This is a genomic window from Halorientalis sp. (assembly GCF_028275115.1).
In the GTDB taxonomy this organism is placed as follows: domain Archaea; phylum Halobacteriota; class Halobacteria; order Halobacteriales; family Haloarculaceae; genus Halorientalis.
In genome coordinates this window covers 60,524-80,806 of the sequence record NZ_JAQCNH010000023.1, presented here as the reverse complement: position 1 = coordinate 80,806, position 20,283 = coordinate 60,524, and the positions used below count along the sequence as shown (strand labels likewise).

Below are 20,283 nucleotides of genomic sequence, written 5' to 3'. Positions count from 1 at the left end.
AAATTGGGGGCACCCGGCGACACACGAAGGGACTACACTCGACGAGGATGACACGGTCAATCGATGTGACCCTGGAGTTATGAAGACATGTAACTAATATGTCCGAACGTGGATATTCAGTGGCCGCTCCACGGTAACCGAAACAGTGGAATAAAGAAACCAACCAAACCCTGGCCGAAGCGCACATCGAGTCAGTGGAAGCGAGACCCACAATGTGGAACATCTAAACAACTCATAGCGCGTGGGCTGCTACGGCGTGCTGTCAATTGAAACCCGTATTGAATGGCGAGGCTTCCGTTCGCTATCCGTCAGTCTCGGTCGTCAAATGTGATACTCTCGAATGTGATGACTGACCACGGCATCCCTGTCGAGCAACCGCTGGGGTGTTCGGACACGGCTGACCAACCACCAGCTTCGGTTCGCGGCGTTGTGCTCGCGGCAGGAACGAGCAACTGGCACGATTCAGTAGACTAGCTCTTCCGGACAGTAGATCGGGCGCCGGTTGCCGGGCACGCGACGGAGACACCGGCTGAGAGTAACCTCAACCGTGTGGCAGTCGTCGCCGGATTCGGTGTGTGAGTAAAACGAACAACCATTGGGACAATCTGCTTAGGATTCAATCCTTCGTAAAGACGGTGCTCGCCAAGAAATATTTTTTTACATAATAAAACACAGTCGCGTCATTGTGGGAGCCTTGTGAGTCTAGGAAACATTAAATAACCGTACTACCAACTGTATAGCGTGCAAAATAGTACAATTGATAACTCCGAAGATGAGAACAGCTCCAGGCGGTCGCGACGAAACGTACTCAAGCTCGGCAGCGCCGGTTTGTTAGCAGGGTTAGCTGGCTGTACTGGGGGCGAAAACACCTCCAGTTCTGAGACAGTAACTGCTGCGTTCGTGTACGATGACGTGGCAAAGGGCGTTTCGTTCATCAATTCACATGAAGAGGCTCGCAAAGAGGTTGAACAGAGATACGATTGGCTTGAGACGCAGCAGTCGTACGAGGTCGAAGTTGAAGATTCTGAGGCCATATTCCGCCGATATGCACAGGAAGGAGTCGACATCGTGTTCGGGAATGGATTCGGCTACCAAGATCCGATGGCTACCTTATCACAGGAGTTCACCGACGTCCGTTGGGAGAACTGTGCGGGATTCCGAACGAACGAGAATCTGGGGCTGTTCTACACGAATCAAGAGGAAGCGAGATACGTTTTGGGGAAAGCCGCAGCAATGTTGATGGACGATGGAGAGTCGCTCGGCTACATCGGGTCGTTCCCAATTGCTCTAACAAAGCGTAACATCAATGCACTCACTCTCGGTGCAAGGTCGGTTGACCCAGAGGCCACGACGATCCCACAGTTCGTGAATACGTGGTATGACCCACCCAAAGAGCAGCAAGCAACTGAAAGCCTGGCAGAATCAGGTGCCGGTAGCGTCTTCCAAGTGACGGACTCCGCAGCACCACCACAGACAGCGAACGAATTAGGCATCTTTGGCACTGGTATGTGGGGCAGTATGAATGATGAAGGCGGTGAAAACTACCTGAGCGGAGTCGTCTGCAACTGGACTCCACATTACGACCGGAAATTGAACCAAGTCAGAGACGGTGAGTGGGAGTCCGAGTTCGTATATGGCGGTTTCGAGGAGGGGATGATCGAATTCGACGAGTTCGGTCCAAACGTCTCTCAAGAGGTAGAAACAATGGCCATGGAAACGAAAGAGAAAATTGCCAATGGCGAGATAAGTATCTGGGACGGGTCCGAATTTGAGGAGGCTGACCCTCGTGCGGAAATATACGAAGGTACAGATAGTTATGTAGACGGTGTCAATGTCTAAATATAAAGATACGGAGTCTGGGGATATAGAGACAGATAGTGACCGTGACCAGATTGAGTTACGCAACATCACGAAGACCTTCCCCGGGGGAATCGTTGCGAACGATGAAATCTCGCTAACGCTTCGCCGTGGGAATGTACACGCTCTCCTCGGCGAGAACGGGGCTGGAAAAAGCACCCTCATGAAAAGCATGTACGGTCTATATACGCCAGACTCCGGCGAGATCAGAGTCAACGATGAAACGGTCGACTTGGCTGGACCTAGCGACGCAAAACGACTCGGCATCGGTATGGTTCATCAGCATTTTCAACTGATTGAACGGCTATCTGTCGCTGAGAACGTACTGCTTAGCATTCCTGATGAGTTTCGTGACTCGATCACAGATCTCTCAGACGTCAAGACCCAACTTACAGATCTTATTGACCAGTACGGATTCAGTATCACACCTACTGACACGGTGGCCGAATTAGATGTCGGCCAGCAACAGCAGGTCGAAATATTAAAATCGGTTATTACCAGATCCGAATATCTTGTTCTCGATGAGCCAACGGCAGCCCTCTCCCCGAGTGGCATAGATGAACTACTCTCAACGCTACGTGAGCTCGTTGCGAAGGGGTATGGAGTCCTCATCGTCACGCACAAGCTAGAAGAAGCAATGTCCGTCGCAGACCGAGTGACGGTTCTGCGCGATGGTCAGCGAATCGATACGGTCAGCACAGAGGAGACGTCGGTGGACGATGTTGCGGAGAAGATGGTAGGCAACTCGATTAGAAACGACAATCTTAGAACGGACACATCCCCAGACGCAGACTCCGATGCAACCGACCCAGTCCTGCGAGTGGAAGATGTCTGTTTGCGATCGGCCTCCCGCTCCTGTAATCTCAACCATGTCAACTTAGAATTATATCCGGGTGAGATAGTTGGTCTCGCCGGAATTAGCGGTAACGGACGCACGGAGCTAGTAGATTGTCTAACCGGTGTCAAAGAGCCTGAGTCCGGACTGATAGAACTCAATGGTCATGACGTCACCTACTCGCACCCTGGCAGGCGCGTTGACAACGGTATGTCATATATTCCGGAGGACAGGGTCACACACGGATGCGCCCCGGAGCTATCTGTAACGATGAATATCGGAAAAAAGTATTATAAACTATTGAGCAAACGGGGGATACTCAACTGGACGAAACTCACTGAGCGCGCACGAGATATCGTCGACCAGTTTGATGTCAGGACCGGTGGCGTAGACAGCAAGGCTGAGAGTCTGTCCGGGGGAAACATGCAGAAGATGATTGTAGGCCGTGAATTGGACTGCGACCCGGATATGATAGTCGCAAACAATCCGACCCGCGGCATAGATATTTCGGCAGAGGAGTTTGTTCAACAGAAACTGGTAGAGATGCGTCAAGATGGCGTCGGTGTACTGTTCGTCTCCGATGATGTCGATGAGATATTACAGATGAGCGATCGAATCCTCACAATGTACGAAGGAGAAATCACACATCGCACGGACACGCAAAGTGCAGATATAGATACGATTAGCGACTGCATGACCGGGAACGTATCGTAGAATGTCTTCGATAGACGTCTCCGTCACTCCGCGGGGCGAGGTACCAATCTGGTTCGACCGGGGAATGCCTGTCTTTGCCGTTCTCTCTGCCTTGGCGGCAGGTGCAATCGTCATTGAACTCACTGGTGGAGAGACTGCACAGTTTTATTCGCTGATGTTTCTCGAACCACTCACCAGATTTAGCAGCCAAACACTGGTACTTCTTCGTACGGTTCCGCTGGTTCTCACCGCATTAGCCGTTTATATCCCACTGAGAGCGGGCCTGTACAACATCGGTGCGGAAGGGCAGTTCTACGTTGGAGCAATTACCGCCACAGTCATCGCGCTCAACGTTTCAGTTCCAGGAGTGCTATTCATCCCAGTTATACTCCTGACAAGCGCACTCGGAGGCGTTGTCTGGGGGAGTATTCCTGGCTACTTCCGAGCACGATTTGGCGCAAACGAGATTATAACTAGCCTACTACTTGTGTTTGTTGCGACGGGAATAAATGAGTATTTGTTGACTGGGCCGCTTCAGTCGGGAGCAGGGTATCCAGCAAGTGACCTCATTCCGGAAGCAGCACGACTCCCCGTCATAGCTGATACCCGCATTCATATCGGGGTTTTCATCGCGTTAGCTGTCGTTGTCATCATCTACGCCACAATCCGAACAACAACGATAGGATTCCAAATCCGCAGTGTAGGTGCGAACCCAGTCTCATCTCGCATTCAGGGTATTCGCTCCCGCTACGTGTACATCGCGGTGTTCGCTATCGCGGGTGGCATCGCAGGGCTGGCCGGAGCCATCGAGTTGTCGACTTCTGCTCGGTTACAGTCAGACATTTCACCGGGGTATGGGTTTACTGCCATCCCGATAGCATTGCTCGGTCGCAGGAGTGCCTTTCACGTCCTCGTTGCCGCACTGTTTTTTGGCCTACTCTTTGCCGGTAGTACTGGTGTTTCAGTTGAGACCTCGATTTCACCGTCTATAGTGAGTGTAATTGAGGCACTGATCATTCTGTTCTATATCGTTGGCGAAGGGCTGCGCAGCTATCAAATTAGCATCTCTCAACAAGGAGGGCGGGCATGAGCGACCCAGGGTTTCTTACACTGTTGCTTGATGCAGCCGTTCCAGCAGCCGCTCCGCTGCTGCTAGCTTCGCTCGGTGGCATCGTTTCGGAACGTTCCGGTGTCGTCAATCTTGGCGTCGAGGGGATTATGCTCATTGGCGCACTGTCAGGATTTGCCGTGACGGTTGTGACTGGAAACCCGTATGTGGGGCTGGTCGCCGCTGCCTTGGCTGGTCTTGGCATTTCGCTCGTCCATGCCGTCCTCTGTATTTCGCTGAAAGCGAATCAGATCATCACCGGAATCATGATTTTCTTGCTGGGGGTGGCGGTGACAAACTTTCTTGGAGGCTCGTGGACTGACAGTACGATAGATGGGCTTGCCCCGGTAACAATCCCAGTTGTCGGGAATACTTTGACGCAGATTCCAGTAGTTGGACCAGCAGTATTCTCGAACTCGGTGATAGATTACGCTGCTTTTCTTCTGGTTCCGGTACTGTGGTATGTGCTCGAAAAAACGGAGACTGGTATGAAGATTACAGCGGTCGGTGATAATCCCGAAGCAGCCGACACGATGGGAATCAACGTGTCCCGACTCCGATACGCGTGTGTTCTCTCCGGAGGCGCGTTAGCCGGTGTCGCGGGCGCACAGATTTCAATATCGTTTGCGGAGGTGTGGGTTCCTGGTATCGTCGCTGGCAGAGGATGGATCGCCGTTGCACTTGTTATTTTCGCGCAGTGGTCTCCGAGCCGAGCGGTCCTCGGGGCAGTGCTCTTCGGGGGACTCGAAGCCTTTGCGATTCGGTCTCAGCAGCTCAATATTACTCGAGCTGTCGGTGCCGACGGAGCCGCCGCCGATGTTATCAGTGTACTAGCAGAACCCACGATAGTCAGCCTGTACCCCTACATCGTTACTACGATTGTGCTCGTCTACGCTGCCGCCAGAACGGAGGGAGGGGCCGCACCAAAGGCGTTACTTGACTCGTACGTCCGCGGTGAGGGCTGACACCTGTACTGAACCACAGTCAGTGGTCCGGCTTTTTCCGAGTCTACCGTCTGATTGATACGACAAAATGTTAAAACTACAGTAATATAAATATGTTACAAGAAAGTATTAATAGCTTCTGACCAATAATAGAAACGATGAGCCCAAGCTGTGTTCCAGAGCATGCCCGCGAAGGGAGCGAAGCCCTGTTTATCAACGGAGAGTTCGTTGACAGCGAGTCTGATGAGTCAATCGATGTCCAGAATCCCGCGAATCGCGAGACGATTGCGACAGTGCCAGACGGACTCGGTGAGGACACAAACCGCGCCGTAGCTTCTGCTGTCAACGCGTATGAACAAGTGTGGAGCCAGACCACCGCCCGGGAACGAGCGGAACTGTTACACAAAGTCGGGGATCGTATAGAAGAACAGTTTGAGTCACTCGCCGAACTGGAGACACTTGAGAACGGAAAACCGATAGACCAGTCGCGGTCGGATGTTACTGAAACAATAAAAACCTACAGATACTACGGCGGAGCTGCTGACAAACTCCACGGAGACACGATTCCAGAAAAAAACGGACTGTTCGATTACACCGTCCGAGAGCCATACGGTGTCGTCGGCTCAATTATCCCGTGGAACTGGCCGCCGATGCATACAGCAGACTTCACTGCACCTCCACTGGCGGCTGGCAACACGGTAATCATAAAGCCAGCACCAGAAGCACCATTATCCTCGCTCAAGATTGCGGAAATTTGGCAGGATACACTCCCTGATGGGGTGGTAAACGTGGTAACAGGTGGCGCGGAGCCCGGTGCCTCACTTGTAGAACACCCGGACGTGAAAAAAATAGGATTTACCGGCCATACCGATACTGGCACCAAGATTCTCAGGTCAGCTGCAACTGATATCACTGACGTGATGCTAGAGCTGGGAGGAAAGAATCCAAGCATCGTGTTGCCGGATGCTAACATCGAAGATGCAGTTGCAGGCACAATGGATGGGCTACTTACAAACACCGGACAAGCGTGTGCCGGATGTGAGCGATTATTACTCCACGAGAGTGTTCGGGACGAGTTCATTCAGGAGTTTGTAGAACGAGTGGATGCACTCTCGATCGGCCCGGGCATCGACCCGGACATGGACCTCGGGCCGTTAGCGAACGCTGAACAGTATGATAAGGTTCAAAATTACATCGACATCGGCAAATCAGAGGGTGCGGAGGTCATCTACGAGGGAACTGTCCCGGATGGACTCGGTGACGGATACTACATGCCTCCGATTGTGTTCGGCGATGTTACCAGTGATATGCGAATCTGTACTGAAGAGGTGTTTGGCCCGGTGCTCTCCGTCACCACATTCGACTCTGTAGAGCGAGCGGTGGAGTTGGCAAACAATACCGACTACGGACTCAGTGCCGCGGTATGGACGGACCAGATGCAGGTCGCAAACCGTCTGGCAAAGCGTATTGAGGCAGGAATCGTGTGCATCAATAACTACAATAATGGAACATTCCTGGGAGCTCCGTTTGGTGGGTATAATAAGAGTGGCAATGGAAACAAACTTTCATTTAAAGAAACAATGAACGAGTTTACGCGCGTCAAAACAATCCGCACCGCCATAGCCGGTGAGGAACAGGGAGACATAGACAGCCACTTCGAGTCGTGAGCATGTCAGATGTGTCTGGATCGCCGACCCGCCAGACCACGATACGAGGTGGTAACAAGTTACGAACACAGGGCACCCCAAGCGATTCCGCCTCGAGTCCGCCTCACTCCCTGGGATCAACTCTGCCGAACTGCTGGTATCCGTCGCTGCTGCAGGAATAAATCTGATCGATATCCATCTGCAGAGTGGGGAGATAGGCCACGGTAAGATCCCGATGATGCCGGGATCAGACTTCGCGGGCAGAGTCGACCGGTCGGGACCGACGTCACTGCATTTGAGCCCGGGTATGCCGTGTTCGGCACCGGCTTAGACTTCGACCGCTACGGGACATACAGCGAACGACCAATCGTGAATATCAGTAACACTGCAGAATTTCCCGACGGAGTTTCGATGGAACAGGGCGCTGCTGTCGGTCATGTTGCTGTCACGGCGTACCAAGCATTATTTGAACACGCGGATATTTCAACTGCCAACTCGTGTTTTATACAGGGCGGGAGTGGCGGTGTCGGGCATATTCTAACTCAGTTTGCGCTATTATCCGGAGTAGGGGTGTACGTTACTGTCGGTGTAGACACTGCAACGGTCACAGAGGCACAGCAGACTCGCAATCAATCGCGTACCTATTAATCTATGAGTATGTACGACATGGCAGATATGTCCGAGATACTCGCGTGGACAGGACGACTCGTTTCAGCTGGTTTAGTGGTGCCACACAACTCCGGAGAGTACGCATTAGGGGACCCACCGGGCACACACGAGGACGCTGAATAAATCGTTCATCAAAAAGAGCTCATGAGAATATGAGTCGCCCGTCTATCGCACGGTGAACCGCCTCGGTTTCAACTGGTTCCAGAGGTTCCATCTCTCGTTCTCACGGAAGACGGCGGCTCCTGTACGGCCCCGAGGCACCCCGTTTCAACGACACGACTCACAGGAACGCATGAATAGTTCCAACCCCCTATCATGTCACAACAATAGAGGAAAATGTAATATTGTGAACGCACGTCTTATTTCTATGGCAATTGACTTCGGGGCGCACTATCATCCCACAGAAGTGTTTCCGAGCGGAACCCGTCTCGACGATCTAAACGAGTTACTTGATGGCCGAATAAACAACTTGGATGCGCTGTTGAAATTGTATGACGGAACAGATGTAGACCGGGTGGCGCTGTCACAGCCATATTATATGGGTGGCGAGGATGAAGCGGCAGTTACCCGTGCCAACCAGCAACTGGTAGAGACGGCGGAGTCGGAAGATGTGTTTCCGATAGCGTCGATTCCACTCCTGGATTCAGGCGAGCAGAGCGCCAATCTGTTCCGTCAGGCGATAAATAACGGATGTTGTGCAGGTGCATTAGAGACGCGCACCCGCGGAATCGAACTGACGGACGAGGCTGTCGAACCGGTGTTTAATGTGGCAGATCAGGCTGATGTCCCAATATTTGTTCATCCGAAATTAACCAGTTCTCTCCACCCAGAAGCACTTGATGATGACTACCGGTTAAATTCGATTTTCGGGCGTGAAGCAGCACTGGCATCGTCCATCTCGAAAGTAATCCACGACGGCGTCTTTGACAGATACGAAAACTTATCACTTGTATTTCATCACTTCGGAGGGAACATCGCTTCAATGCTGGGCCGAGTTCATCTCCAACTCGAAAGCGGTAGATGGGAAACACAGGACACGGTCAAATCATTTGCAGATTTTGAGGAACAACTCCGCCAGCGGGTGTACGTCGACACGTCCGGATTTTTAGGATACGAAGCACCATTAAAGTCGGCGTTAGAAGTTTTTGGGCCGTCACAGATTCTCTTCGCAACCGATGCGCCGTTCGAGCCTAGAACGCCTGAGGAGGTCTCTGACCTTCTGTCTACGGTACGCTCGAATACAACACAGGACGAGTTCGAGATGATAACTAAAACAAACGCAGTTGAACTGCTACAATGATGTTAGCGAGCGACGCTCATGAGCGGTGTACCCACATAGAGCCGTCTATATCAGCGGAAAGTACCACGCTATGCTCGAAATATGAATAACGGTGATAAATATATCAAACGCGCACAGACAATCTCACAAGGAGTCGTTGACATCTGTATCCAGGATGGCACGATCGTAGAGATCAGTGATGCAGAAGCGGAGAGTGAACCGCACGTGGCAGACGATGATCTGATAGATGCCGCCGGAAAGCTCGTAACGCCAACCCTCATTGAGCCACACACGCACCTGGACCTTGCAGGAACCGGGCACTATTCACCCGACGATCACTCCGGAACACTCGGCGAATCACTGTCGGTAACAGCCGACCTCGAAGGGGAGCGGACGGTCGAGGAAATAGAGCGGAGCGCCGCCAAAACAGTAAAAGAATTGATAAGTAATGGAATTACTAAAATACGGACACACACGTACGTATCTCAGCACGGCAAGAAATCGCTGTCTGCTCTCCGTTCGATAAAACAGACATTCTCAGATGTCGCCGACATTCAGATAGTTGCATTCCCTGTCGAAAGCGTCGTTAGAGACGAGAGGGCACTTGATAGAGTACAGGAAGCCGTTGACCGTGGTGTTGACCTCATCGGCGGCATTCCACACGCGGAACCGACCAGAGAAATGGGGGTCAAACAGATCGAGATCCTACTGAACATCGCTAATAAACACGACTTGCCGGTCGACATGCATATCGACGAGACGGACGATCCGAAATCCCGATACACCGAGGTGCTGGTTGCGAAAGCACGAGCGTTGGGAATCGGAGACAGGACGACCGCCAGCCATGTGACTGCGATGCACTCGTACCCTAACGACTACGCAAGTCAACTAGCCCACATGTTATCGGAGAGTAATATAACCGTCGTCACAAACCCGCTAACTAATGCTGTGTTACAGGGGCGACAGGACGACTACCCACGTCGACGAGGGCACACACGCATCGACGAGTTGCGCGACGCTGGTGTTGATGTCGGAATAGCGCAGGACGATATCCGGAGTGTATTTTATAGATACGGGGACTGTGATCTGCTTACCGCGGCATTCGTCCTCTGTCACTACGCGCATATGGACCGTCGAAGCGACGTCGAGGACATCTGGGAGATGCTCCTCGAAGGAAACAAGCGTGTATTCATGACAGAGGAACACGGGCTGAAAGAGGGCGCTGACGGTTCTGTCGTGGTTTATCAGGAGAAGTCACCGTTTGAAGTGCTACGGGAGCGCTCGCCCCGCGATACAGTGCTCCGGAACGGCAGGGTAATCGCGGAAGGTAGCTCTTCACGACGGGTCCATGTTACCGATACGTGGCATTCAATCTGATACACTACGCGTCGCCGATAGTTGATTAGCGAGTGCGTACCGCCGCTCGTCTATAGTTCTCCTCTTTGAGCCCACCGGGTGTAACTGTCGCTAAGTGGATTGGGTAGCCGAGAGCGGGTTGGGTTCGAAGTGTTCAAAGGTTGCTACTGACGGCTCAGCGACGGGACGCTAGAAATCCACGATTGTAGCACAAAACAATCAGTTGGGGGTCCGTGTGTCGAACGCAGGATGAGTGTGATTTATTAGTTCCAAAAAGCAATGTATAGCTACTTCCATCCGGTGAGTATGTACGATGATAATAAATAACGCAAGTATAATTACTGCATCGCAGTCGACCTCGGTCGACAAGTACATTCAGAACGGTTCAATAGTTATTGAGGGAGACAAAATTGAATCAGTTCAAAAAGACAACCGGGCGACTGTTGATGATCACGAGGTCATCGACGCCGACGGAATGGCAGCGATACCCGGGCTAATCAACGGACATAATCACTTTGAACAGTCGTTCATGCAAAGCGCGGTACGGCTGTATGACGGTGACACTGCCGAGTGGATTCAAGAGTTCAAGATTCCACTTACCGAGGAGATGACGCGTGACGATTACTATCTGAGTAACAAACTCGCTTGTCTAAATCTGATACAAAGTGGCGTTACGTGCAGTGTAAACCACATCTGCCAGCAGGATCCTGAAAAGCTGGAATCATTTGGCATCGACCAGTCAGTTCGAGCAGCAACAGAGGCCGGTGTACGGGTCGTCATGCCTATTGGGCTGGCTGGAAAGAACGAACCGGCTCACTACATTGTTGATAACGACCGATATGAGGAACTGCTAGAAACGACCTATCAGAAGTGGCACGGGTCCGCGAACGGCAAAATCCGCATATGGGCTGGGCCGACGGGGTTCTACTCTGCGACAGAGGAAATGTGGAAGACTGCGAGCGAATTTGCCACAGAGGCGACGACCGGACTGCACACACACATCGCTACATTCGAAACTGGAGATATAGAGAAGGCAAAACAAGAGGGCGTGTTAGACGAGAACTTCGTCGGTGCACATTGCGTTTGGGTAGACGAGCAGGACATTGCAGACATAGCGGAGTCAGAGTGCAAAATCGTCCACAACCCCGTCTACAAACTCGGATACACTGTCGATAGCGACGTGCACGCATTTGGAGACGGAATCGCGCCGATCTTTGACCTCTGTAAGAGCGGGTGCACCGTCGGTCTTGGTCAGGATGGCTGCATGGGAAACACTCAGGACCTGTTCAAAGAGATGCGAATGTTGGCTCTGACACAACATCATAAATATGAGAGAAAAGACATATTCCCACCGGCGAAGTTACTCGAGATGGCGACCATCGAGAACGCACGAGCGGTGTCTTGGGAAAATGACATCGGCTCGATAGAACCCGGAAAGAAAGCGGATATCGCGCTGGTGAATCTCGACAAACCGAAGTTTGCCTCAAACGCGAATCTGCCAGCGAGTATTGTATACCAAGCCTCTGCAGCAGACGTCTCCACGGTCATCGCAGACGGGACAGTCCTGATGCGTGACAGACAGGTGCAGACGATCGACGAGGAAGAGACACTCGCTGAAGCGCGTGACGCAATCCCCGAACTGTTTCATCGAGCGGGACTGGAAGAGTATTTACAGCGCGGAGTTGAGCCGTGGGACGCCTCGCTCATACTCAGTTAAGTAGTCGCACGATAACGTTTCCCAGAACAGGACGAGACCATCCACTCCACCGTCCAGCAGCATCGGTCTCCCTTTTTGATCACCGCCGTCTTCGGTGTCGGCAGCGCCGTCAGTAATTACGGATGCATCGGCAGTAGCACCGATGCCGGCGTGCCGGAACACCAGGTCAAGCACCCTGTCGATATTCCGCGGAAGTCTACGAGGTCGTGGACGCAGCAGCGGAACTGCTCCACTACTCGCAATTCTCTGCGGTGTGATTCAACTCCCGATAGTCACCGTCTATCGAGTTTGGAACGAGAAAGACGGTCGTCACTGGCAACACGAGCAGCTCAATATCGACTGTCGAGGCCCGAAGATCGAGCCGCGGTTGGAACGAGACCTCACCAGTTCCAATGCAACGTATCGATGAACTGAGCGGGTCCCGCAGATCCGAATGCGAAGCCGCACTGCGGAAACGTGGTGTCCAACTCTCTAGAATGTGGTCTAACTAAAGCTGACCTGACTTCGGGAGACTGATTGTTGACGTCCCGATGAAACACATCGATAGAGGGGCGTGTCTGTGGTGTCCCGATGCGTCTCTGTGGATTGATTAACCAGTAAAAAAGAGCCGACCGACATGTTGGTCACGTTTGACACCCACGGGGCGACGTCGTCGTCAGCGTTGAGAACGTCGTCGAAACCAGGTCGGTTCGCGTACGACTCGTCGGCAATCGGTCCCTCGCGACACTGGTTTTAACCAACAAAATCGGGCTCGAATCGCTGTGTTGGTTAAAAAGGAGCAAACACGGGTGTCCTCTCCCCGTCGGCAGTGGCTGGCTGTGATTCCCGTGGCGGGGTCGCTCACTCGCTGAGACGAAGCGTCGCGTCGAGGACCCCATCGCGAAGGGTTCGTTCTTCGAGGGCGACCAGGTCGTCCCGCGGTGTGTCGAGTGTCGCAAAGTGGTTCCCGGCCAGTTCACCGGCCGGGCTCTTGAAGCAGGTCGGGCCACAGGGGACCAGGATTTCCTGTTCGTTCCGGTAGCCCGGGTACAGCAGGAGGTCGCCGTACGACGGGTAGACGGTGTGGTTCTCGCGCGGGATCTGTGGAAGATTTATATCGTCGATGTTGATCCAAGTGGCGTGCCCGCTCCATCGAACGTGCAGCAACTCGGTGTCGAGCGGCGTGAACTCCCGGACTGCGGCGACCGACTCCGGAGCCGCGTCGGGGAGCAACGACGCCGACAGCACGTCGTCATCGACGACGAGTTCCAGTTCGCTCATGCTGGTCGCTCCGGAGCGTGCACGACGATGTGTTCGACGGACGGTACGGTTGCTCTGCACCGCGTTTGTTTGACTGGTATCATAATTAGGTCATCGGTGATCGGTGTCTTCCCCGCTCGCGAGCGTGTACAGTGCGTCGGTGAGCAGGCTGGTGGTGACGGCACAGTCGTGCCAATCGGTCCTCTCGAGGGGATTGTGGGAGTGACCGCCTGCGGACGGAGCGAACAACAAACCTGTGTCGGTCACGGTGGCGACCTGCATCGTGTCGTGACCGGCGCCCGAGTGCACGTCGGCGGTTTCGATGCCGAGTGACTGGCCGGCCTCGTGGAGTGCAGTGCGGCAGGTCGCCGCCATCTCTGCTGGCTGAACGTCGTAGGGGCGGTCGAGTGTCGTCTCAACACCGCGGTCGGTTTCGAGCGCCTGGAGTGTCTCCTCGGCGCGAGTGACGAGACGATCGATCACGGATTTCTCGACGTCACGGACGTCGATGCTGAACTCGACCTCGCCGGGGACGACGTTGACCACGTCAGGGTCGACCGACAACTCACCGACCGTCGCGACGGTCGTGCCTGTCCTCTCGGCCGCGGTTCGCGCCGCTCGCTCCACGGCGAGGACGACCTCGCTCGCGGCCGCGAGGGCGTCGGTTCGATCCGCCATCGACATCGTACCGGTGTGGTCGGCGGTGCCCTCGACCGTCCCGTGCAGACGGGTCGTCCCGGCGATGGTCGTCACGACGCCAGCCGTGACTCCCATCTCTTCGAGCCGGTCTGACTGTTCGACGTGGAGCTCCAGCCACGCGTGCCAGTCGCTGGCGTTGAGCCGCCCCTCACCGTGGAAGCCGATCTCCCTCAGTGCGTCCCGGAGCGTCTCCCCGTCGTCTGTGTGTTCCAGCGCTGTCTCCGTCTCTGTGAGGCCGGCAGCGACCGAAGACCCGAGGACGCCGTCCGCGAACCGCGTTCCCTCTTCCCCGGTGAACGAGACGACCTGGATCGGCCGGGCCGGCGTAGCGCCGGCCTCCTGCAGCGCACGAACCGCTTCGAGGCCCGCGTACACGCCGAGCGGCCCGTCGAAGATGCCCCCGGACGGGACCGAATCGAGGTGACTCCCGACGGCGACCGGTGCGGCGGTCTGGTTACACTCTTCCGGGAACCACGTGCCGACGATATTCCCGACGACGTCGACAGTAACGTCCAGTCCGGCAACAATCATACGCTCGACGAGGTGTTCCCGGGCACGCTGGTTCGGCTTCGTTCCCGGGAGCACCGTCCGGCCGCGCCCTTCGTCGGTCGGGACGGCACCGAACTGCGCGTTGTCCTCGATATCCCGCCTGAGGCGGTCACCATCGATCGGGAACCGGGACGATATCATTGTGCCGACCCTGCGGGCAGGTTCGCGCGACGCCCGACGACTCGAATCGGCCTGGTTCGTCCAATCGTGGCCCGAGTCCCTGTGACTGTCACTTCGTTAGCTCCCCCTGTAGGTCGTGTACCCGCCGGGGGACAGCAGGAGCGGGACGTGGTAGTGTTCGTCGGCATCGTCGACGACGAATCGTACTGGCACCGTCTCCAGAAACGTCGATTCACCCAGGCTCTCGCTGTAGTAGGTCCCGACGTCGAACTCCAGTTCGTAGGTTCCAGGCTCTATCTCCGCCTCGGTCAGGAGCGGGTCGTCGAGACGCCCGTCGTGGTTGGTGGTCCCCTGACTGATTGTCTCTGTGTCGTCGTCGGTCGGGAGGCGTGTGAGCGTCACCGCGACGCCTTCGGCCGGTCCCTCGCGGCTCGTATCGAGGACGTGTGTCGTCAATCCCGCACTCATTCCTGTCCAGCCTCCTCGAGGTCGCTGTGGTCCATCGAGAACTGTTGGAACCCGGTGGGTCGCGGCGGCTCACGGAGTACCTTCGCGTCACCCTCCAGGTCGTCGCGGACCGTTAGCCAGGTGCGATTGTTCGCCTCGAAGCTGACGGACTCGAGTTGGGGGAACCGTTCGAGCGTGCGCTCGCCGACCCGGTAGATTAGGTCCTGAATCGAGTTCACCTCGACCTCGTCGAACACCACCTGCGCGATGTCCGACACCTGCTCGGGCGGGACGTACCGCTCCGGTTCCTCACCCAGTGCGTCGGCTGGCTCGGCGTACGTCCAGTAGATATCCAGGGCAACGTAGAGCGTGCGGTTCTCTCGCTCGGGCAGGGTCGTGTACTCGTCCTGGACGTAACCTGTAAAGGAGTTGTCCTTCACTTTCACCAGTTCGATGTCGGTCATGCCGCTTTGTTGCTCCTCGACGACCGGCCCGTCGTTGTCGCGACTGAGGACGACGTGCCCGAAGCCGGACTCGCCGTCGGCAACACGGAAGACGACATCGCTCGGTTCGAATCCGTCGTCGCCGGGGACCATCCGCTCCTCGAAGGGGAGTTCGTCGGCCGAGACCCGTACGGTTTCCATTTGTGAGTAGGTCTCTATGAATTTCCGGCCGACGAATTCGAGGAACCCTTCGACCGTGGCCCCCTCGTACTCGCCCATGTGGTGGTGTATAAAATTCTTTATGCTATCTGTCGCGACCAGTTTGCTGTTGTCGCCCTCGCTGAACGACGGCAGGAACTCTTCCCCTTCGACCTGGACGCGGACCTCCATGCCCAGGAGGGTGTTGTCACGGCCGTCGAAGTCCGACTCCGGAATCGTCCGCACACCGTCCAGCGCGGGGGCGTATGTCCGATACACCGCGACGTGTTCCTTCCCGTAGTTCATCGTCCGTTCCTGACCGGAACTGGGTCCGTCGCCTGCCATTCGTTATCGACCCCTCTCGGCGCGTCCGAGGTGCGCTCTCCGGCCGCTGTGCCGTCGCTTCATCTTCCGTCTTCTGCCTGCAGTCATTGTCCAGTTCGTTCTGTCCACGCAGGGTACAAAATATTTTGTCTTATTTTTCCAGCACGCTGCAATTGTCCATGCGTATAAAATATACGAACAGGATTCGGCACGCCGTGGCAAAGTAACCACAGAAATTCACAGTGCCGTTTTCGACACCGTGGCCCGCGTGATGAGCATAGGCCGGGTGGACAGGCCCTGCAGTCCGCGGACGAACCGACGGTCCGAACGAGTCGACCGACCGGACAAACCGACTGTCGGGACGAGACAGGCTCCGGCGGCAGCGGGCTCGCTACGCAAGGAGTTCCTCAAGTCGTAGCTGCGCGATCTGGTGAACCTGACCGAGGGCGGTCCGAAACTCTCCATCCTCGGTGTTCTCGATCCGGTCCTCCATGGCCGTCTGGATCACGTCCGGCGATTCGTTCCTGACGGCCATGATGAACGGGAAGCCAAAGCGCTCCCGGTAGTTCTCGTTGAGTCGCTGGAACGTCTCGTACTGACCAGGCGAGAGCGAGTCGAGACCGGCCGACGCCTGTTCCGCCTCGGAGGTGTCGGTCATCTCGGTGCGATCGCCGAGGTCGGGATGGGCACGCAGGAGGGCGAGCTGTTTCGTCCGTGGAGCCTCCCGGACAGCGCTCCGCATACGCTCGTGGAGATCGTCGAGGGAATCGAAAGGCCGGTCCGGCCAGGTCTGTTCCGCGACCCACGGCGAGTTCTCGTAGATTCCGCCCAAGAGTTCTACGAAGGACGCCTCGTCGAGTTCGTTCAGGTCCTCGATCGTGTATTCACTCATCCATCAGCGGTTTCTACCCATCCACCACTTAATCGCTCGCATCGGGTCCCGATTGAACCGGCCACATCACCGACACAAAAACTGTGGCACACGTGTGTGACAGTGTGCCAGGAAACGGGACGACCCGGCAGACGTCTGGCCTGCGGTGAGCTTCGTCTCGCCGCTCACCTGGTTTGTTGGATTTCAGCCGATAAATTCAAACGAAAAAGTTATTTTGACCTACTTTCCGAGGCACACATCCGTATATTATGTGAATAAACAGAGATTTGAAGTAATGTGATTTAGCAGTATGGCGCATGGCGAGTTCGAACGACGGCAGTTCGGTCGTACTGTACGACATCGAAGACAAACCACCGCTCGGGGAAGCGGTTCCGCTCGGCATCCAGCACGTACTGGCGATGTTTTTGGGGAACGTCGCGCCGCCGCTGATTCTCGCTGGTGCGGTCGGATCGGTCACGGGCGAGACGACGTTCCTCGTCCAGATGGCACTGATCGTCGCCGGTGTCTCGACCCTCGTTCAGGCGTTCCCCATCGGGCCGGTCGGGGCGAAACTTCCCGTCGTCATGGGAACGAGTTTCGCGTTTCTCGGGCCCCTCATCGCCGTCGGGAACCAGTTCGGGATCGCAGCGGTGTTCGGTGCCGCACTGATTGCCGCACCCGTGGAGATGGTCATGGGCGTCTCACTCGACCGGTTCCGTGAGTACTTCCCACCGCTCGTGACCGGCATCGTCGTCATGCTAATTGGGCTGACGTTGATTCCGACCGGTATGAACTATGCCGCGGGCGCGTCGGCCGGGCCCTCGGCGGCGGGTTACGGGTCGTTCACGAACCTCGGACTCGCGGGACTGGTTCTCGTCGTGACTGTCGTGCTGAATCAGTTCTTTGAGGGGTTCCTCCGGGTCATCAGCGTCTTCGTCGGCATCGCTGTCGGATACGTCGCCGCATTCGCGCTCGGTGTCGTGGACTTATCAGCCGTCTCCGCTGCCGGTTGGATTACCGTTCCCGTGCCGCTGAAGTACGGACTCGCGTTCGAACCGAGCGCGATCGTCACTGTGGCGTTCATCTACCTGATTACGGGCATGGAGACCATCGGTGACATCTCGGGGACCGTCTCCGCAACGGGTCGGGACGCAACGGAAAAAGAGATGCGCGGCGGCCTCCTCGCCGACGGCGTTATGAGCGCGTTCGGCGCGGTGTTCAACGCGCTCCCGAACACCTCGTTCTCACAGAACGTCGGCCTCGTCAACTTCACGGGCGTCGCGAGCAGGTACGTCGTGGGAATCGGCGGCGGCGTGCTTCTGGTCCTCGGGTTCGTCCCGAAAGTCGGAGCCATCGTTTCGGCGATGCCCGATGCGGTGCTCGGTGGCGGTGCGCTGATACTGTTCGCGATGATCTTTTCTTCCGGGGCTCGGCTCATTACCCAGAACGTCACGCTGGACCATCGGAACTCGACGATCCTCGCGCTGTCGATGGCACTGGGACTCGGCGTCGCGTTCCGGCCGGAGATTCTACAGCAGTTCCCCAGCGAAGTACAGACGCTGTTCGGTTCCGCGCTCGTTACCGGCGGCTTCGCTGCGCTGTTGCTCAATATCGTGATCCCCGGTGGTGGCGTCGGCGCCGGCCCCACGGAGCACACCACCGGACTCGCCCCCGAGACCCCGGCCAACGCGGGTGAAGACCTACCTGACCCGAGCTCGGCGACCGACGACGACTGATCGGACGGGCCCGCTCAGCACAATACATATGCCCACACTGTCTGTGTCGTTCGAGATTATAAGTACTCGTAGCCTGTCGCTTCTCACGATGAGACCTCATGAAATCGGCAGCGCGTCGCTCTCGAACGCCACTGTACCCGTCGTACCTATTGGCCAGGGGCGACACTCCTGACTGATGGCCGACATCGATACACTGGTGACCGGTGGGACCGTTGTAACGGCAGATGTGACCGTCGACGCTGCCATCGGGATCGACGACGGGGTGATCGTCGGCGTGGCCGAGGAGCACGTCTTTCCCGAGGCGGACGACCGGATCGATGTCGACGGGAGCCTCGTCCTCCCTGGTGTCGTCGACCCGCACGTCCACATCGCCGGCTACAATTCTATCGACTCGTACGAAACCGGCTCCAGAGCCGCGGCCGCGGGTGGTGTCACGACATTCCTGAACTTCGCGTGGCAGGGCTGGAAAGACGGCGACTGGGACACTTCGGCGTCCCTCTCCGATGCCGTCGAACGACATCGCTCCCAGGCGGCTCCGATCATCGATTATGGACTCCACCCGGTAATAACGCGTGAGACGGCTGCAGTGTTGGACGAACTCCCCCAACTCGTCGAAGATGGGGTGACCTCGTTCAAGATGTTTACGACGGACGACATCCGGCTGTCGAACGGATTCATCGGCGAGGTGTTCCGGCGTCTCGCCGACGTGGGGGCGGTTGGAATGGTCCACACCGAGGACTACTCGGTCTGTGAACGGCGGACGGAGGCGCTGAAGTCGACGCAGCCGGGCAAATCTCCTGCCAGCTATCCACGATCACGGCCGGACTACGCCGAGGCGATGGCCGCCGGGTCGGTCGCGCGGCTGGCCGCGGCGGCGGACGCCAAATACTACGGCGTCCACACGACTTCGGAAGCCGCAGCCGAGGCAATCGCGGCAGTGCAGACCGACGGCTCCAACGTCAGAGCTGAAACCTGTACTCACTACACCGTGTTCGACGCGTCACTCTACGAGCGCCTGGGGAACCGCGCAATTATGTCGCCGCCGCTCCGTACCGAGCGCGACGTTGACGCCCTGTTCGACTACCTCGATGACGGAACGCTCTCGGTCGTCTCGACCGACCACGTCCCACTGCCGCGCAGTCGCAAGGACGACGGCCCCTGGTGGGAGAGCGCCTTCGGCGTGAACGGCCTCCAGCACAGTCTCTCGGTGTTCCACGACGAGGCAGTCAACCGACGGGGCCTCTCGTATCCGAAGCTCGTCGAACTCGTCTGTACCAACCCTGCACGCACGTTCGGTCTCCCGAGAAAGGGGCGGATCGAACCCGGCGCCGACGCCGATCTCGTGGTCTTCGATCCCGGCGAGACAGACACGATCTCCGCGGACCGGAACCACTCGAACGCCGATTACTCCATATACGACGGGCGTGAGGTCACGGGACGGGTTAAAAAGACGTTCGTCCGCGGAACCCTCGTCGCCGACGATGGCGAAATCGTCGCTCAACCGGGGCACGGGCAGTTCCGACACCGTGTGGTTCCCAGTTGGGGCTGACGGG

The 20,283-nt window shown here is 56.3% G+C and carries 16 protein-coding genes; 11 read left to right on the top strand and 5 right to left on the bottom strand.

Annotation, left to right across the window (positions count from 1 at the left end; genetic code table 11):
* Window positions 1-741: 741 nt before the first annotated feature.
* The 9 genes from Q0964_RS03415 to Q0964_RS03380 all read left to right on the top strand — a co-directional run bounded on the left by Q0964_RS03415 (window position 742) and on the right by Q0964_RS03380 (window position 12,104).
* Window positions 742-1,839, top strand: a complete 1,098-nt coding sequence (locus tag Q0964_RS03415) for a BMP family ABC transporter substrate-binding protein (RefSeq protein ID WP_299263424.1) — start codon at window positions 742-744, stop codon at window positions 1,837-1,839.
* The gene (locus Q0964_RS03410; RefSeq protein ID WP_299263435.1) at window positions 1,832-3,406 is read left to right on the top strand and encodes an ABC transporter ATP-binding protein; all 1,575 of its coding nucleotides are present in this window, start codon (window positions 1,832-1,834) and stop codon (window positions 3,404-3,406) included. The genes Q0964_RS03415 and Q0964_RS03410 overlap by 8 nt, the downstream gene beginning before the upstream one ends.
* Before the next feature lies 1 nt (window position 3,407).
* The gene (locus Q0964_RS03405) at window positions 3,408-4,475 is read left to right on the top strand and encodes an ABC transporter permease (protein ID WP_299263422.1); all 1,068 of its coding nucleotides are present in this window, start codon (window positions 3,408-3,410) and stop codon (window positions 4,473-4,475) included.
* Entirely contained in the window at window positions 4,472-5,458 is a 987-nt protein-coding gene (locus tag Q0964_RS03400; RefSeq protein WP_299263420.1) for an ABC transporter permease, read from the top strand. Before Q0964_RS03405 ends, Q0964_RS03400 begins: the two co-directional genes overlap by 4 nt.
* 137 nt (window positions 5,459-5,595) lie before the next feature.
* Window positions 5,596-7,104: an aldehyde dehydrogenase family protein gene (locus Q0964_RS03395; RefSeq protein ID WP_299263419.1), complete on the top strand. Its 1,509-nt coding sequence runs from the start codon at window positions 5,596-5,598 to the stop codon at window positions 7,102-7,104.
* Between the two features lie 115 nt (window positions 7,105-7,219).
* Entirely contained in the window at window positions 7,220-7,414 is a 195-nt protein-coding gene (locus Q0964_RS18415; RefSeq protein WP_414652127.1) for an alcohol dehydrogenase catalytic domain-containing protein, read from the top strand.
* 705 nt (window positions 7,415-8,119) lie between these two features.
* Entirely contained in the window at window positions 8,120-9,052 is a 933-nt protein-coding gene (locus Q0964_RS03390; protein ID WP_299263417.1) for an amidohydrolase family protein, read from the top strand.
* An 81-nt stretch (window positions 9,053-9,133) separates the two neighbouring features.
* Window positions 9,134-10,408 carry an amidohydrolase family protein gene (locus Q0964_RS03385; RefSeq protein ID WP_299263415.1) on the top strand — a complete coding sequence of 425 codons (1,275 nt, stop codon included), beginning with the start codon at window positions 9,134-9,136 and terminating at the stop codon, window positions 10,406-10,408.
* A 292-nt stretch (window positions 10,409-10,700) separates the two neighbouring features.
* Window positions 10,701-12,104 carry an amidohydrolase family protein gene (locus Q0964_RS03380; protein WP_299263413.1) on the top strand — a complete coding sequence of 468 codons (1,404 nt, stop codon included), beginning with the start codon at window positions 10,701-10,703 and terminating at the stop codon, window positions 12,102-12,104.
* Between the two features lie 840 nt (window positions 12,105-12,944).
* Here the strand turns inward: Q0964_RS03380 and Q0964_RS03375 are convergent.
* The 5 genes from Q0964_RS03375 to uraD all read right to left on the bottom strand — a co-directional run bounded on the left by Q0964_RS03375 (window position 12,945) and on the right by uraD (window position 17,015).
* Window positions 12,945-13,364, bottom strand: a complete 420-nt coding sequence (locus Q0964_RS03375) for a DUF3830 family protein (RefSeq protein WP_299263411.1) — start codon at window positions 13,362-13,364, stop codon at window positions 12,945-12,947.
* A gap of 90 nt (window positions 13,365-13,454) precedes the next feature.
* A complete protein-coding gene (locus tag Q0964_RS03370) occupies window positions 13,455-14,732 on the bottom strand; it encodes a Zn-dependent hydrolase (RefSeq protein ID WP_299263409.1) in 1,278 nt (425 codons plus the stop codon).
* A 96-nt stretch (window positions 14,733-14,828) separates the two neighbouring features.
* Entirely contained in the window at window positions 14,829-15,179 is a 351-nt protein-coding gene (gene uraH / locus Q0964_RS03365) for a hydroxyisourate hydrolase (RefSeq protein ID WP_299263405.1), read from the bottom strand.
* Window positions 15,176-16,144, bottom strand: coding sequence for a factor-independent urate hydroxylase (gene pucL, locus Q0964_RS03360; RefSeq protein WP_299263403.1), 969 nt, complete (start codon window positions 16,142-16,144; stop codon window positions 15,176-15,178). Before pucL ends, uraH begins: the two co-directional genes overlap by 4 nt.
* A gap of 370 nt (window positions 16,145-16,514) precedes the next feature.
* Window positions 16,515-17,015 (bottom strand): 2-oxo-4-hydroxy-4-carboxy-5-ureidoimidazoline decarboxylase, encoded by a 501-nt coding sequence (uraD, locus tag Q0964_RS03355; protein WP_299263401.1) that lies wholly within the window; start codon window positions 17,013-17,015, stop codon window positions 16,515-16,517.
* A gap of 296 nt (window positions 17,016-17,311) precedes the next feature.
* Here uraD and Q0964_RS03350 point away from each other — a divergent pair, with 296 nt between their 5' ends.
* Together Q0964_RS03350 and Q0964_RS03345 are read left to right on the top strand one after the other, a co-directional pair.
* A complete protein-coding gene (locus Q0964_RS03350) occupies window positions 17,312-18,730 on the top strand; it encodes a uracil-xanthine permease family protein (RefSeq protein ID WP_299263399.1) in 1,419 nt (472 codons plus the stop codon).
* A 175-nt stretch (window positions 18,731-18,905) separates the two neighbouring features.
* Entirely contained in the window at window positions 18,906-20,279 is a 1,374-nt protein-coding gene (locus Q0964_RS03345; protein WP_299263397.1) for a dihydroorotase, read from the top strand.
* The last annotated feature ends 4 nt before the right edge of the window (window positions 20,280-20,283 follow it).

Coding starts and splice junctions, on each gene's coding strand:
- Q0964_RS03410 (WP_299263435.1), top strand. CDS start 1,832: ATGTCTAAATATAAAGATACGGAGTCTGGGGATATAGAGACAGATAGT.
- Q0964_RS03405 (WP_299263422.1), top strand. CDS start 3,408: ATGTCTTCGATAGACGTCTCCGTCACTCCGCGGGGCGAGGTACCAATC.
- Q0964_RS03400 (WP_299263420.1), top strand. CDS start 4,472: ATGAGCGACCCAGGGTTTCTTACACTGTTGCTTGATGCAGCCGTTCCA.
- Q0964_RS03395 (WP_299263419.1), top strand. CDS start 5,596: ATGAGCCCAAGCTGTGTTCCAGAGCATGCCCGCGAAGGGAGCGAAGCC.
- Q0964_RS03390 (WP_299263417.1), top strand. CDS start 8,120: ATGGCAATTGACTTCGGGGCGCACTATCATCCCACAGAAGTGTTTCCG.
- Q0964_RS03385 (WP_299263415.1), top strand. CDS start 9,134: ATGAATAACGGTGATAAATATATCAAACGCGCACAGACAATCTCACAA.
- Q0964_RS03380 (WP_299263413.1), top strand. CDS start 10,701: ATGATAATAAATAACGCAAGTATAATTACTGCATCGCAGTCGACCTCG.
- Q0964_RS03375 (WP_299263411.1), bottom strand. CDS start 13,364: ATGAGCGAACTGGAACTCGTCGTCGATGACGACGTGCTGTCGGCGTCG.
- Q0964_RS03370 (WP_299263409.1), bottom strand. CDS start 14,732: ATGATATCGTCCCGGTTCCCGATCGATGGTGACCGCCTCAGGCGGGAT.
- uraH (WP_299263405.1), bottom strand. CDS start 15,179: ATGAGTGCGGGATTGACGACACACGTCCTCGATACGAGCCGCGAGGGA.
- pucL (WP_299263403.1), bottom strand. CDS start 16,144: ATGGCAGGCGACGGACCCAGTTCCGGTCAGGAACGGACGATGAACTAC.
- uraD (WP_299263401.1), bottom strand. CDS start 17,015: ATGAGTGAATACACGATCGAGGACCTGAACGAACTCGACGAGGCGTCC.
- Q0964_RS03350 (WP_299263399.1), top strand. CDS start 17,312: ATGGCGAGTTCGAACGACGGCAGTTCGGTCGTACTGTACGACATCGAA.
- Q0964_RS03345 (WP_299263397.1), top strand. CDS start 18,906: ATGGCCGACATCGATACACTGGTGACCGGTGGGACCGTTGTAACGGCA.